Raw genomic sequence first — 14,847 nt, 5'->3', positions numbered from 1 at the left:
CGCCAGAGACGCAAACCAAAGGGGCGGGAGCCCTCCTAGCGATCATCACCACCGCCGGGGCCGATATCGTCCAGATAGTCTTCGTCAATCGCGGCCTGAACGGCCCCTGTGACAGCCTCGCGTTGTTTGGGAGTCAGGTCCTCGACCTCTTTGTCATCCGCCAGTCGCACGGTGACTTCCCGATGCGCAAACCGGATGCCTTCACGGGCAAACAGCTCACGAATATCCTGATAGACTTTCTTGCGCACCAGCCACTGATCGCCCGGCTTGGTCATAAACTTGACCCGGATAATCATCGCAGAATCCTGCATTTCGATCACACCCTGCGATTTCAGCGGCTGGATGAAGTTATCACCAATCACCGGATCGCTCAGCAGCTCTTGACCCAGCTTCTTGATCAGCTTCCGCACCTTTTCGACATCGGTGTCATAGGTCACCCGCAACGGCAGCTTCATGATTACCCAGTCGCGGGAATAGTTTGTCAGAACCTTGATCTCTCCAAATGGGATCGTGTTGAGCGCACCAAGGTGGTGGCGCAGTTGGAAGGACCGGACCGATATCTTTTCGACCGTCCCCTTTACATCACCGATGTCTATGTATTCTCCCTTGCGGAAAGCATCATCCATCAGGAAGAACGCACCCGAGAAGATGTCGCGGACCAAGGTTTGCGACCCGAAACCAACGGCCAGACCCACAACACCTGCACCGGCAAACAGCGGGCTGACATTGATCCCCAGTTCCATCAATACAATCAGCGCGATGGTCACAACGACCACAGCCAGAATGGCCCCGCGGAACAGAGGCAACAAAGTTGCAAGACGGCTCTGCCCGCCTTCGCCTCCTTCGTCGCCCAGCTCGGCTTCAGCACCGCCGTCATCCGTCTCTTCCGCGATCTTGCTATCGATCCAGACGCGGAAGAAGTGAAACAGAATGTAACCCATAAACAGGATCACCATCACATCCAGCGCCCGCTCGATAGGCAAGTCATCCGACCAATTGGCCTGCGGGTTCCAGATCACTACCAGCGCATAGAGACCCACCACAAAGGCCAGAATGCCTGCCACACGACGGGCAAGGTCTTCGTACGTCAGAATGGCGTGTTTGCGCTTTTCGGCCTGCGGCGTATCAGCCACCAGCTCATCCTCGATCTGCTCAGCCGCTTCTGCGTCGGCATTCATCACCTCAATTCTGCGATTGCGATCAAAATACCTTTCAAGCAGATAGTTCATCGCGCCGTAGGCCACGACGACGGACATAAAGATGGCATAGCTGCTGGCCACGATCGGGATCGAATCCTGAACCTCGAGCACCAGATCAACGGCCAGTTTGAACCAGCTGAACACCATATAAAGCACCAGAACCGGTGCCCAGGCGAAAGAGATGAACTTCAGTATCCAAGACACCTGATCCGGAGCACGCCCGCCACGAATGGCGTTCGAAATCGCGCGTGCATTGAACAGGATCATCAGTATGTTGCCCAGCGCCCCGATCAGCGTCAGGCTACCATAGACCATGGCATAGACGTTATAGTTCAGCCCAAAATCCGCGACCCATGTCGAGAACAGAACAACCGAGATGTCATAGGTCGCCAGTGCTGACGCCCAAACATACAGGCGCTTGGCGTCCCGGTCTGAAAAAGGCGGCAAGCGATACTGGCTGAGGTAAGGCGACAGAACCATCCGCCACAAGTCCGAGACGGTGCGCGAAAGGAAGAATGCGGTAAAGATTGCCGTAACGGTAAACTGGATTGATATGTCTTCCGCTTCACCAAAGAACAGATAGCCAACGATCAGCGCCATGAGCATGGCAAAGATCGTTCCACCAATGCCCATCACGAAACGATACACAAGGAAAGGCATCTTCTCACGATAGCCAACCGGGTTTTCCTTGATGCGCGCAACCACCAAACGCTTCGCGATGCGCTTGCCGTAGATTTCGATCGACAACCAACGCCCCAGCAAAAGGAACAACACGTTCAGGACCAACACCTCGACATAGGTCTGAATCCGCCCGTCCGGACTGGTCTGTCTGAGGATGTATTGGACCTCAAAGACCGAATAGGGCAGCGCCTCCATCCGCGAGCGTACGGAATCCCGGAACTTTGAGAACCGCTCTTGCGCCTTCATCAGCTGAGAACCCTCAGCCATGTGATCAATGCTATCTGCCTCTGGCGTCGCGTCACCGCTGTTGCCCGCAGCCGATACAACCTGCCCGGCGCTGTCGATTACGATTACGCTTGCGCCCGCCTCGGAAGCGGAACGAATGGCCGCCGCCAGATCGCTATCAGCGGCAGAGCTTGAAGAACCGGTTTCCTCGCTTGATCCGATTGGGTATCCCGGAATAAGCGAAGTTTGCGCAACCACGTCGGTTGCACTGGCCAGCATCGCCGCCCAAATCACCAAAATCAGCCCGGCCAGAACATTCATTTTCATCGTATATCGCATCCAATTCGTAGCTGCGTCCAAGACTATAGAACCTCAGAAGGCTGTTCAAATCATCCGCACACGCGGTGTCAACATCGTGAGAGCCCGTGTTCCTGACGCAATGGATGGGATAAAGTGTTTCCAAGACAACAAAAATTGAATATGACCACCTGAGGCGTCCAGCCTCCGAATTGGCTTGTGCATGAAGAACCATCGGCCTGCATATCGCAAGGTGCGCCTGTTGCCGGCGGTGGCATTATGTTGTTGCCAAATCGCAATGTTTGGCGCATTTGGACGGCGGAATCTGTGCCTTTGGCAAGAAGGTCTGGCAGAATTACGATAATCAGGTGCAGACGCGCGGAGTTGCACCGGAACCGAAACAGGCGAAGGCATGAGCCTAGGGATCAAAAACGAAAATCACGGCCGCGCACCGCGCATCCTGCTATATAGTCACGACACGTTCGGCCTGGGTCACCTGCGCCGGTCACGCGCGCTGGCTGCGGCCATAACACAAGCCGATCAACGCGCTTCGGCCCTCATATTGACCGGTTCACCCATTGCCGGACGGTTTACTTTTCCGCGTCGGGTTGACCATGTCCGTCTACCCGGGGTCACCAAACGCGCCGACGGCTCGTATGCTTCGCAGACCATCGGCATGGGCATCGATGATGTGACCGAGTTGCGCGCAAGCCTGATCCAGACATCTGTCGAACAGTTCGACCCCGATGTGCTGATCGTCGACAAAGAGCCTACCGGTTTTCGCGGTGAGCTGCTGCCGACGCTTGAGTATCTTGAAAACTCCTGCTCAACCAAATTGGTTCTGGGCCTGCGCGACGTTCTGGATGAGCCCGAAGTACTGGCCGCCGAATGGGAGCGTAAGGACGCGATCACGGCGACTGAACGATTCTATGATGAGATCTGGGTATATGGGTTGCGATCGGTCTACGATCCTACACAAGGCCTTCCCCTCAGCCCGGCGACGCAACAGCGCATTCATTGGACAGGGTATCTACGTCGCGATCTTGGGCCGGTTGGTGAGCCACCAGAACAACCGTATATCCTGATCACCCCTGGTGGTGGCGGCGATGGCAAGGCGATGGTCAATTTGGTGCTGTCCGCATATGAAAAAGACCCGGATCTGTCACCCCGCGCTGTGCTGGTCTATGGGCCCTTCCTGTCAGGCGAACTACGCGAAGATTTTGAAACCCGTGTCGCCGCCCTAAATGGCCGTGTGACCGCCGTTGGCTTTGAATCGCAGATCGAAACGCTGTTCGCGGGCGCTGCCGGTGTGGTCTGCATGGGCGGGTACAATACCTTCTGCGAGGTTTTGTCCTTCGACAAACGCGCCGTCATTGTTCCGCGCACGACGCCGCGGCTGGAGCAATGGATTCGTGCCTCGCGCGCCGAGGATCTGGGTCTGGTACGCATGCTGGATGAAAACCGTGACGGTCTGACGGCGGATGCAATGATCCGCGCGATCCGCGCCTTGCCCCATCAGCCGCTGCCTTCGCAGGCCATTCGCGCAGGGTTGTTGGACGGGCTAAGCTACGTCACTCATCGCATAAACGCGCTGCTAGGCGCGGAACAAGAGCGCGCCACCGGATGACGCGCGAACCCCCCAAGCTGGCGGTGCTGGTCAAAGGCTGGCCGCGCCTGTCCGAGACGTTCATCGCGCAAGAATTGGTGGCCTTGCAGGAGGCAGGGCACAGCTTCGATATCTGGTCGTTGCGCCACCCGACCGATACCAAGCGCCATCCTCTGCACGATCGCTTCAAGGGGCAGGTGCATTACCTGCCGGAATACCTTTATGAAGAGCCTGAGCGGCTGGCGACTGCGCGAGACAATGCAGCTCGTCTGCCCGGATACGCACAAGCTTACCAGGTCTGGCGGCAAGACCTTCGCCGAGACCCGACTCACAACCGAATTCGCCGGTTTGGTCAGGCCTGCGTATTGGCCGCTGAGCTGCCCGATCAAACGCGGGCGCTGTATGCGCATTTCATGCACACTCCGTCTTCGGTCGCCCGCTATGCGTCTATCATGCGCAGCCTGCCCTGGAGTTTTTCGGCGCATGCCAAAGATATCTGGACCTCACCAGACTGGGAAAAGCGGGAAAAGCTGCAACTGGCCTCTCACGGCGCCATCTTCGGGGCAACCTGTACTGCCATTGGTGCCGCACATCTGCGCGAACTGGCGGATGATCCTGCGCGGGTAGAACTGATCTATCATGGGCTGGACCTGTCGCGGTTTCCTGCACCTCCCCAGCAGTGTTCGCGTGCAGAGGATGCACCCTTTCACATGCTGTCGGTCGGGCGTCTTGTCGAAAAGAAGGGCTTTGACCGGCTTCTCCAAGCTTTCGCGCTACTCCCCAGATCGCTGAATTGGCATTGGACCCATATCGGCGGCGGAAATCTGGGCGATGAGTTGAGCGCACAAGCCGATGCCGCAGGGATTTCCGATCAGATCACGTGGATGGGGGCTTGCGATCAACCGGAAGTCATTGCCGAGATGCGCCGCTCTGATCTGTTTGTCCTGCCCAGCAGAATTGCTGCCGACGGTGACCGCGATGGTTTACCCAATGTTTTGATGGAAGCCGCGTCCCAGCGCCTCCCGATCCTGTCAACGCCGGTGTCAGCCATCCCGGAGTTCATTGATTCCGGTGTTCACGGTCAGTTGTCAGCAGATGACCCGACCTCTCTTGCCTCGGCTATTGCGGATCTCGCCAGGAACCCGACCAGAACGGCCGAGATGGCTGAGGCCGCGTATAACCGGTTGATCGCCGACTTCCGGATGGACCCGGGCATACGTCGCTTGTCCGAGCGGCTCAGCGCCTTGTGCGCGGACGAGCCCTGATGGCGCGGGTGGCTTTCTATGCACCGATGAAGTCCCCCGACAGTCCCAAGCCCTCGGGTGATCGCGAAATGGCCCGCAACCTGAGGCAAGCCCTCGGCGCTGAGGGAGACATTGTTGAGCTGGCCTCGCAATTGCGGATTTACGACAAGGCAGGCGACCGGGCACTTCAGGACGAATTACGTCGCAAAGCAACGACCGAGGCTGCACGACTGGCTGAGGAACTGCCCTCTGACACGAACCTGTGGGTGACTTATCACAACTACTACAAGGCCCCCGACCTGCTCGGCCCGGCCGTGAGCCGCGCAAGAGACATCCCGTATGTGCAGCTGGAAAGTACCCGCGCCACCAGCCGGCTTGCAGGCCCATGGGCTGATTTTGCGCAAGCGGCGCACGACGCGTGCGATTCTGCGGAGGTGATTTTTTACCACACTGCCAACGATCTGATCACGTTAGAACGGGAAAGGTTCGGTACGCAGGCGCTCGTCGAGCTGCCTCCGTTTCTTCCCATCACGGAATTACCCCCTGTTTCGACCCGTGATGGGCCGATGCTGACCGTGGGCATGATGCGGCCGGGGGACAAGCAGGCCTCGTACGCCATTCTGGCCGACACGCTGGAACATCTGACAGGGGATTGGGCGTTGGACGTGGTAGGCGATGGCCCGGCCCGATTGGAAGTCGAGGCGCTGATGGCGCGGTTCGGACCTCGTGTCCGGTTTCTGGGTCAGCTGGATCGGGACGCGTTGCGGGCCCGGTACAGCCAAGCGTCCTTGTTCGTTTGGCCTGGGGTCAACGAAGCCTATGGTATGGTCTATCTTGAGGCCCAGGCCTGCGGCGTTCCCGTCGCAGCACAAGATCGCCCCGGTGTTCGTGATGTGCTGATACCTTCCGATCATCCCGATACCGGATCGGGTGCCAAAGGGTTGGCCGTGCGTATACAGAGGTTTCTGGACCATCCCGACCTGAGCCAGTCTGAGGGCAATCGCGCCCGCGCCTATGTCGCGCACCGCCATCTGATGCCATCCGCCACCGAGCGGTTCTGGACCACTGTGCGCCCATTGTTGGAGAAAAACCGATGACCCGTCTCGCCCTTCTGCGCCATGGACACACGGATTGGAATCGCGCGGGTCGCATTCAGGGGCGCAGCGACATCCCGTTGGATGCCGACGCGCGGGCTGAACTTGCGGGGTATTGCCTGCCATCGCCGTGGAACGCAGCATCAATCTGGTCCAGCCCGCTAAGCCGCGCGTCTGAAACAGCGCAGTTGGTATCGGATAAAGCGCCCAAAACATCTCAGGCGCTGACCGAGATGAATTGGGGCGATTGGGAGGGACGGCGCGGTGCCGAACTGATCGAAATCCCCGACAGCGGTTATCGCCACATCGAAGACTGGGGCTGGGATTATCGGCCACCGGGCGGTGAAAGCCCGGCTGAATTATGGGCAAGGCTTAATCCATGGTTGACCGAGTTGCAGGGAGACAATCTTGCTGTCTGCCACATCGGAATCATGAGGGTAATATTGGCCAAGGCCTGGGGCTGGAACTTTTCCGGTCCCGCGCCGTTTAAGATCAAGCGCAACAGACTGTTTATCGTAGACCTGGACGAAATGCGGCCTGAACCCGAACCGGTTCGATTGATTGCGCGTGAGGCTTGACCATGAAGGTGATGATCGTTGTTACCCATTTGCTAGGGACCGGACACCTTAGCCGGGCCCTCACATTGGGGCGCGCATTCGCCGAACTGGACCACGAGGTATTTGTGGTCTCGGGTGGCCTGCCTGCGCCTCAGCTTGACACACGTGGATTATCATTACTGAATTTACCGCCGCTGCGGTCTGATGGCACCGATTTCACCCGCCTGCTTGATCAGAATGGCGCTGTGGCCGACTTGGCCTACTTCGCTGCGCGCACAAACGCCCTGACGCAGGCGGTAAGCAGCTTCGGGCCGCAGGTTCTGATCACCGAGCTTTATCCGTTCGGGCGGCGCTCTTTGGCCGCGGAGTTCAAATCTGCGTTGAAAGCCGCACGAGACCTACCTCGGCCACCCGTCATCCTTGGTTCGATCCGTGACATTCTTGCGCCGCCATCGAAGCCCGCAAAGGTAACCCAAACGGATGAGGTTATCGCAGAGTTTTACGACGGCGTTCTGGTCCATTCCGACCCCAAGATCACCAAGCTGGAGGTCAGTTGGCCTGTCTCGGCTCAACTGGCATCGCGCCTTCATTACACCGGTTTCGTCGCCCCAAGTGCTGCGCCAAGCCATCCAGATGGCATAGGCCAGGGCGAGATATTGGTCAGCGCGGGTGGCGGGTCGGTCGGCCAGCCGATCTTTCAAGCGGCCATCGAGGCCGCCCGAAAGATGCCCAACTGGCGCTGGCGCCTGTTGGTGGGCGGGCAGGATGCCAATGCGCGGATCGCCGAGCTTTCGCAAATGGCCGAGGGTTCATCGGTTCTTCTTGAAACCGTCCGCCCTGATTTTCGCCAAATGCTGCCGCTTGCCGCCGCCTCGGTCAGCATGTGCGGTTACAACACCGCCATGGACCTGCTGCAAAGCGGTACCCCGGCGGTTCTGATCCCCTTCGATGATGGCAAAGAGGTTGAGCAATCTTTGCGCGCGCGATCTCTTTCGCAGTTGAACGGGATCGAGGTGCTTAACAGTTCTGACCTGACCGCCGGCTCGCTGGCCAATGCGCTGGAGCATGTCATTTCGAGTGTTGAACGCCCCCCGATGACCGAAGGGTTTGATGGCGCGCGCCGGTCAGTGGATATTGCAGTGAGCTTGTACGAGGCCAGCCGATGAGGTCTGATTGGCGCCCCTTGCAGTCAGAGTTGCGGCGCTGGCAGGATGCAGGATTGACCCTGCCCTTGTGGTGGCGTGATGACGATGCAGTTACAGTGACACCACAGATAGAAAAGCTATCGGCCATGTCAGACGAGCTCGGCCTGCCAGTCCATCTGGCGGTAATCCCGCGTGAGGCGCAGACGGTACTTGCAGAGTATGTGTCAGATCAGTCTGTTTTGATCCCGGTTGTGCATGGCTGGGCGCATCAGAACCACGCGCCTGCAGACGAGAAGAAAGCCGAATTTCGCCTGCACCGGCCCCTTGAAGCGGTAGTTGCAGATGCCGAGGCTGGATTGTCCCGGCTGCGAGGTTTGTTCGGTGACAACTTGCGTCCGATGTTTGTGCCCCCGTGGAATCGGATCGACTCCAAAGTCGCCATGCAGCTTCACGGGCTGGGCTATCGGATACTGTCGACGGCGACCCCCCGGAAGATACCGCTCGCGGCGCCCGGCCTCGCGCAGATAAACACACATCTCGATCCAATCGACTGGCGCGGGACGCGCGGTTTAATCGACCCTGACAGACTGATCGCACAGACAGTTGAGCTGCTGCATGACCGACGCACCGGTCGCGCAGACAATGCCGAAGCATTTGGGGTGTTGACGCATCATCTGGTCCATGATCAGGACATCTGGACGTTTACACAGGATCTGTTGCACAGGCTGCTTGATGGACCGGGCACACCCTGGACCGCACCACGCAACTAAACCGCAAGGAGAGCCCGAATGAGCCGACTGGATTCCATGCTGCGCCGCTTGACGGCGCAACGCGATGGGCTGAACTGGGCCGCCGCACAGATCGGCACCATGGAAGGGGACGTTCTGGACCTGGGGCTAGGTAACGGACGTACCTATGATCATCTGCGTGAGATCCTGCCCTCTCGGCGTATATGGGTGATGGATCGCGTCTTGCAGTGTCATCCCGACAGCACGCCACCGGCACAGGATTTCCTGCAGGGTGAGGCCGAGCCGATGTTGCGTAAACTGGCGGACGCAGGCCAAACAATCGCGCTGGCGCACTACGATTTCGGCCGCGGGATCAAGTCAGAAGATGTTGCCGAAGCGGCGCGCCTCAGCCCTTTGATCAAACAGGTCATGCGACCCGGTGGGTTGTTGATTTCAGGGCAACCGTTGACGGGTTTTGCGCAGATTGAAGGCCCCGAGACCATCGCGCCCGATCGATATCTTTTCTATCGCGCCTGAGCAGGCTTTGAACTGGCGGGTTTGTATATTGAATCTATCGATCAGATTCACCGCAGTCAGGCCTATGCATTGACGCGAGTCGAGGGTATACGCCACCGCAACAGCACACCCACATGAGGCCAGTCATGAGCTTTGACCGTTCCATCAAGATCGCGCCCTCGATCCTGTCCGCCGATTTCGCCAATTTTGGACAGGAGATACAGGCCATCGAAGCACAAGGGGCGGATTGGGTTCATGTGGACGTGATGGACGGCCACTTTGTCCCGAACCTCACTTTTGGTCCCCCGGCGGTCAAAGCGTTTCGCCCGCATGTTAAGACCGTCATGGATGTGCATTTGATGATCACTCCGGTCGATCCTTACATTCAAGCCTATGCTGATGCGGGGGCTGATGTGCTGACCGCGCATGTCGAGGCAGGGCCGCATTCGCACCGCACGCTGCAGGCGATACGCGCTGCGGGAATGAAAGCGGGGATCGCGTTGAATCCCGGGACTCCCGCCGAGGCCGTCGAACAGCTGTTGGATCTGACTGATCTGGTGTGCGTTATGACCGTCAACCCCGGCTTCGGGGGGCAAAAATTCATCGACATGACCGCAAAGGTGCGGCGATTGCGCGAGATGATCGGCGACCGTCCGGTTCATATCGAAATCGATGGCGGTGTTGATCCCAAAACAGCGCCTCTGGTGGCCGCCGCAGGCGCTGACGTGTTGGTCGCCGGATCAGCAGTTTTTAAAGGCGGGTCAGTTTCAAACCCGTCGGTCTATGGCGACAATATTCGCGCTGTGCGGACTGCTGCCGAAGGTGCACTGGGTTAACAACAAACCCTCCCGCCAGTCGTCGACGTTTCTTACGAAACGCCTCCTCCTGTTAGGCCCGGCATCGCGCTTTGCGCGATGCCGGGCCCAAGGCGGCTAGCAATATTGGCGCAGCTAATGTTGCGCAGGCGCGGGAGCCTTTGCCCCGAGACTTCAGGCATCTTTGTTGAGATCATCAAAGCAGCGGTTCTCGGCCACCAGTTGTTCAAGCAGGGGTGCAGGTTGCCAGAAATAGGCATCTTCTTCAGCCCACTTGCGGATATCGTTCAATACGCCCGGCAAACCCTGCAAATCTGCCCATTTCAGCGGCCCACCCCAGTAGCGCGGAAAACCGTAGCCATAGAGCAGCGTAACGTCCACATCCAGCGGTCTACGCGCGATGCCGTCGCCTACCACCTTCGCCGCCTCATTCACCATCGCGACCATATAGCGACGTATGATCTCCTCATCCGTAAACGCGCGTGGAGTTATGTTCTGAGCCGCACGCTCGGCTTCGATCAATGATGTCAGCTCGGGGTTCGGCTCTCCAGCCCGCTTGCCATTTTCATATATGTAATAGCCCTTGCCGGTTTTCTGGCCGAACTGTCCGGCCTCGCACAGCTTGTCGGCATAGAAACTGTCGCGAACGCGTGGATCCTGGCCTGCCGCCCGTTTCCGCTTGCGCGCCGCCCAGCCAATGTCCAATCCGGCCAAGTCTGACACTGCATAGGGGCCCATCGCAAATCCAAACCCGGTCAGCGCAGCATCGATCTGGAATGGGCTCGCCCCATCCAGCACCATGTGATCAGCACAGTTCCGATATGTGCCCAAAATCCGATTACCTATGAACCCGTCGCACACACCTGCCCGAACGGCCACCTTGCCCAACCTCTTGCCCAACGCGAAACCCGTTGCCACAACTTCGGGCGCGGTGTGATCCGCCACCACGATCTCAAGCAGTTTCATCACATGTGCTGGGGAGAAGAAATGCAGACCGATGACATCCCGTGACCTTTCGGTCGATCCGGCAATTTCGTTGATATCAAGGTATGAGGTATTGGTCGCCAATACCGCACCGCTTTTGCAGACCGCATCCAGTTGCGCAAAAACCTTTTTCTTCACTGCCATGTCCTCGAACACGGCTTCGATCACCAGATCGACGCCACTCAGTGCGTCATAGTCCGTGGCCAGGGTCAGCCGGTTCTGCAGAATATCATCATGTTTGTCCTGGCTCAGCTTTCCGCGCCTCACGGCGCCAGCCAGATTTGCCGCGATACGATCTTTAGCGGACCGCGCTGCCTCGAGTGACATCTCAAGCAGCACGACAGGAAGCCCCGCCAGCAGAACTGAGGTGGCAATCCCAGCGCCCATCGTGCCGCCGCCGATGACGCCGACCTGTTGCAGGTCCCGCGGCTCGACCCCATTCAACTCGGGCAATTTTGCAACCGCACGTTCCGCAAAGAATGCGTGGATCAACCCTTTGCGCTGATCCGAGGCCATCAGGTCCATGAACAATTCCCGTTCGCGAGCCAAACCGGATGCAAAATCCTCGGCCTCGCAACTGGCTTGTATTGCCCGCACTGCAATCGCAGGCGACAGTTGGCCCCGGCCCTTCTTCAGCACCGCGTTATAGGCCGCATCAAAATCGATTGGGGCGGGCCGGGCCATATCGCAAACAGGACGCCGAGGTGCATCAGTTGCAAGCAGCTCTCTGACATAGGCCAGGCCGATCTCGCGCGGATCACCATCCTGAACTTTGTCCAGCACACCCATCTCAAGCGCTTCTGGAGCTCGGACGTGCCGCCCCGTCGTGATCATGTCCAATGCAGCCTCGACTCCGGCAACACGCGGCAAGCGCTGGGTGCCGCCAGCGCCAGGAATGATACCAAGATTAACCTCGGGCAACCCCACCTTCGCAGACGGCACGGCAACGCGATAATGACAGGATAAGGCAACCTCAAGCCCACCACCAAGCGCGGTTCCATGCAACGCAGAAACCACCAGCAAGGGCGACGCCTCAATCCGATCACAGAGTGCGGGCAGCCACGGGTCCTGTGGCGGCTTGCCAAACTCGCGAATGTCTGCGCCTGCAAAATAAGTCCGACCCTCACCATAGATCAAAACCGCGCGCGCGCCCTCTGTTTCGGCACGTTCGATCGCCGACAACAAACCCCGGCGCACATCCACGCCCAGCGCGTTAACGGGTGGGTTCTCAGCCGACAAAACGGCGATATCGCCCACTTTCTCATACCCGATGACTTTGGTCATATGATCGTGCCTCCTCAGACGAAATGCGATGCCAGTAGTAAATCAGGGAATCCCCGGACACGGCGCGATCAAAGACTGGCCCGGTCTGCGTTCGTATTCAACTATATTTTCGACCGATCGTTCGGTTTATTTGATTTTCTCGGATTTAGTACCATAATCACGCGGTTCATGCCCGGAACCAACCTTTTACGTTGCGGTAGAACTCGCTTCGCGGCCTCAGACCGACGAAGCGCAAAGAACTGCAGCGTTTGGTCTGAACTCGCACGGAACCCGAGGGCGCGATCCAAATGGATACCCAGCTAACAGGGCCGCAGTACTTGTTTGGGAAGTTCTGGTAGCGGAGGAGGGACTTGAACCCCCGACACGCGGATTATGATTCCGCTGCTCTAACCAACTGAGCTACTCCGCCACGAGTGAGAGGCGATTTAAGCGAGGGGCCGGGGAGGGTCAAGAGGGAAAAGCGTGCCTGCCGAGATTCTTTATTGCGTTATTCAATGCGCGTCCTGCTCTGCCAGCCGGGTGCGGGAATTCTCGGCGATCTGGCGGATGAAACGCGCGCAGACTTCGGGTTCTGTGATGAGTATCATGTGACCCCGGTGTTCCATGACCTCAAAGGTCAGGCCGAATTTCGTCATTGTGGCACCGTGTAGCTCGGCGGACAGGATCGGGTCCTCTGTCCCGAACAGAATGCCTCCGGGCACGCGCAGATCGTTATAGCGTGAAGTCAGGGCACCCATGCTGGCCTCTACCCCAACAACGTCCTGTGAGGCGGTGATAAAGGCTGAGGGGCGAAGACCAAGGGCACCCCCAGCACGGTTCAGGAAGTCTGAGGGCGCGGGCTCGGGTGCGAAGACGTCTTTCAGGACGAGGGGTGCGGTTTTTCGGGCCATCGGGACGGCGATTGTATTGCCAATAAGGTTGCGCAGCCACTCGGTACGGATTTCAAGTGGTTTGAAAACGGCGGGCGGTTCCGGCATTTGTTGCGTCAAGGGGGCCAGAAGCGCCAATGCCGCCGTGTTGTCGGGATAATCCAGTGCCATCGCAAGAGACACGGCGCCACCTAGAGAATGACCGACCAGTGTGGCTTGATCGACGTTCTTTGTTTCCAGAAACTCGTGGATCATGCGGGCTTGTTCGGGCAATTCCGCCAACTGGGCAGCATCGCGCGTGGAATAGCCACAGCCCGGACGGTCAACCGCGAGAACGTGATAATCCTGAGCAAGATCATCCACTAACGCATACGTAAAATGCTGCAATTGGCCTGATAGGCCATGGATCATGACAATAGTCGGGTTGGAAGGGTCGCCTTTTTCGACATAGTGAATGCTGCCACCGTGAACGGGCACGATCCGCCCCAGTTGCGGCACCATTTCGGTGCCCTGCCGCGTTAGGCGGCGAGTCCAGATGTGCATCCCCAGCAAAAGGGACATCAGCAACAAGACAATCGTTAGCAAAATCGACATCACGGTTCTCCGGCAGGTTTGCACAGGCGATGGTATTGCCCGGAGCCCGATTGCACCATGCGTTTTCTGAACGGCTGAATTGGCAGGCAGATAACCGCAACCTAATTATTGGTGTGTAAATTGGTATGACTTGGTCAGAAAAGCTCCCAGCACCCGGTATGTGCGCCGCACTGATAATATGGTTGAACAGACCGCTCAGCGGTCAACTACTACCGCTCAGTACGTCAGCCGAGGGGCGTGGCAGCAGATCAAGCAGCCCGAACACGCTATCGCGACAAGCAGGGCCAGCCCAATCAACAGGATAAAAAGCCAAAGGTAAGTCCGGCTGGCGTAGCACGACGCGCCGCCACCGATGCACCAGCAGGGTGCGCAGTGTTGCGCTCTGCAAGGGGGTTGGCGCCCAGCCTTCGGGACGGGACTTTGCGGCGCGTACGACCGCGCCCAGAAGAGCCTTGCAAGAGGCGCGCAATTCGGGTGGACACAACCGATCCTGCACCCATTTGGGGGCTGCGTGCGGAGAGATGTCCAAGGCCAGCAAACCGTCCGACTGATCTGGAACGGGACCCGCACCCATCGCTACGTTGCGCCCAATAGGGATATAGTCGTCGCTGAGCATCACGTCTTCAAGCACTTGTGTGCCCGATCCATCCTCGGCGATCAGAAGATGCCAATTTTCAATGGGCGAAGGACCGCGCGCATATATGCGCGGCGTGACGGCGGCGGATTGCGTCCGGCCGAATTCCGAGAGGACATGGCGCGAGACGCGTCCAATCCGGTCACTTTCAATCCAGCCGTCCTTGCGCAGCCGGTGCAGAGCGACGCGGATCGCTTCGGGTTTGATGCCCATCGGCTCAATTATCCGGGTCAGAACACCGCCCGAGATTTGCGCGCCGGGCTCTTGTGCCATGTCACCAAACAGCGAGACGATAATCGACCAGACCCGCTGGTCTTGCGGGTCCGCCAGTTCGGCCACAGCCGTTTCGAACCACGAGGTCTTTTCGGTCATGGA

12 protein-coding genes and 1 tRNA gene are annotated in these 14,847 nt (G+C 58.4%); 8 read left to right on the top strand and 5 right to left on the bottom strand.

All coding sequences use genetic code 11. The features are described 5' to 3' along the window. Positions 1-35 precede the first annotated feature (35 nt). Positions 36-2,432 (bottom strand): mechanosensitive ion channel family protein, encoded by a 2,397-nt coding sequence (locus I5192_RS01885; protein WP_223117623.1) that lies wholly within the window; start codon positions 2,430-2,432, stop codon positions 36-38. Positions 2,433-2,814: 382 nt separating this feature from the next. On the opposite strand from I5192_RS01885, the gene I5192_RS01880 reads away from it, so the two are divergent. The 8 genes from I5192_RS01880 (at position 2,815) to rpe (ending at position 10,128) form a co-directional block, all read left to right on the top strand. After that, positions 2,815-4,029: a glycosyltransferase family protein gene (locus I5192_RS01880; protein ID WP_170596924.1), complete on the top strand. Its 1,215-nt coding sequence runs from the start codon at positions 2,815-2,817 to the stop codon at positions 4,027-4,029. Next, a complete protein-coding gene (locus I5192_RS01875) occupies positions 4,026-5,273 on the top strand; it encodes a glycosyltransferase family 4 protein (RefSeq protein WP_223117622.1) in 1,248 nt (415 codons plus the stop codon). Before I5192_RS01880 ends, I5192_RS01875 begins: the two co-directional genes overlap by 4 nt. Continuing rightward, the gene (locus I5192_RS01870; protein ID WP_223117621.1) at positions 5,273-6,349 is read left to right on the top strand and encodes a glycosyltransferase family 4 protein; all 1,077 of its coding nucleotides are present in this window, start codon (positions 5,273-5,275) and stop codon (positions 6,347-6,349) included. The genes I5192_RS01875 and I5192_RS01870 overlap by 1 nt, the downstream gene beginning before the upstream one ends. Beyond that, positions 6,346-6,924, top strand: coding sequence for a histidine phosphatase family protein (locus I5192_RS01865; RefSeq protein ID WP_170636477.1), 579 nt, complete (start codon positions 6,346-6,348; stop codon positions 6,922-6,924). Before I5192_RS01870 ends, I5192_RS01865 begins: the two co-directional genes overlap by 4 nt. 2 nt (positions 6,925-6,926) lie before the next feature. After that, positions 6,927-8,069: a glycosyltransferase family protein gene (locus I5192_RS01860; RefSeq protein WP_223117620.1), complete on the top strand. Its 1,143-nt coding sequence runs from the start codon at positions 6,927-6,929 to the stop codon at positions 8,067-8,069. Then, positions 8,066-8,818, top strand: coding sequence for a polysaccharide deacetylase family protein (locus I5192_RS01855; protein WP_223117619.1), 753 nt, complete (start codon positions 8,066-8,068; stop codon positions 8,816-8,818). The genes I5192_RS01860 and I5192_RS01855 overlap by 4 nt, the downstream gene beginning before the upstream one ends. Before the next feature lie 18 nt (positions 8,819-8,836). Next, positions 8,837-9,313, top strand: coding sequence for a class I SAM-dependent methyltransferase (locus I5192_RS01850; protein ID WP_170397683.1), 477 nt, complete (start codon positions 8,837-8,839; stop codon positions 9,311-9,313). Between the two features lie 125 nt (positions 9,314-9,438). Next, the gene (rpe, locus tag I5192_RS01845) at positions 9,439-10,128 is read left to right on the top strand and encodes a ribulose-phosphate 3-epimerase (RefSeq protein WP_223117618.1); all 690 of its coding nucleotides are present in this window, start codon (positions 9,439-9,441) and stop codon (positions 10,126-10,128) included. A 153-nt stretch (positions 10,129-10,281) separates the two neighbouring features. Here rpe and I5192_RS01840 read toward each other — a convergent pair whose 3' ends face one another. The 4 genes from I5192_RS01840 to I5192_RS01825 form a co-directional block, all read right to left on the bottom strand. Further along, positions 10,282-12,375, bottom strand: coding sequence for a 3-hydroxyacyl-CoA dehydrogenase NAD-binding domain-containing protein (locus I5192_RS01840; RefSeq protein ID WP_223117617.1), 2,094 nt, complete (start codon positions 12,373-12,375; stop codon positions 10,282-10,284). Positions 12,376-12,707: 332 nt separating this feature from the next. Next, a tRNA-Met gene (locus I5192_RS01835) sits at positions 12,708-12,784 on the bottom strand. Positions 12,785-12,866: 82 nt separating this feature from the next. Continuing rightward, positions 12,867-13,838, bottom strand: coding sequence for an alpha/beta fold hydrolase (locus I5192_RS01830; RefSeq protein WP_170397690.1), 972 nt, complete (start codon positions 13,836-13,838; stop codon positions 12,867-12,869). Positions 13,839-14,040: 202 nt separating this feature from the next. Then, on the bottom strand, positions 14,041-14,844 hold the full coding sequence (locus I5192_RS01825) for a PaaX family transcriptional regulator C-terminal domain-containing protein (protein ID WP_170397693.1): 804 nt from the start codon (positions 14,842-14,844) through the stop codon (positions 14,041-14,043). Positions 14,845-14,847 lie beyond the last annotated feature (3 nt).

It is taken from the genome of Ruegeria sp. SCSIO 43209 (genome assembly GCF_019904295.1).
Lineage (GTDB): Bacteria > Pseudomonadota > Alphaproteobacteria > Rhodobacterales > Rhodobacteraceae > Ruegeria.
Note: the sequence above shows the minus strand (reverse complement) of the source record. Positions and strands in the feature narration are given on the sequence as shown.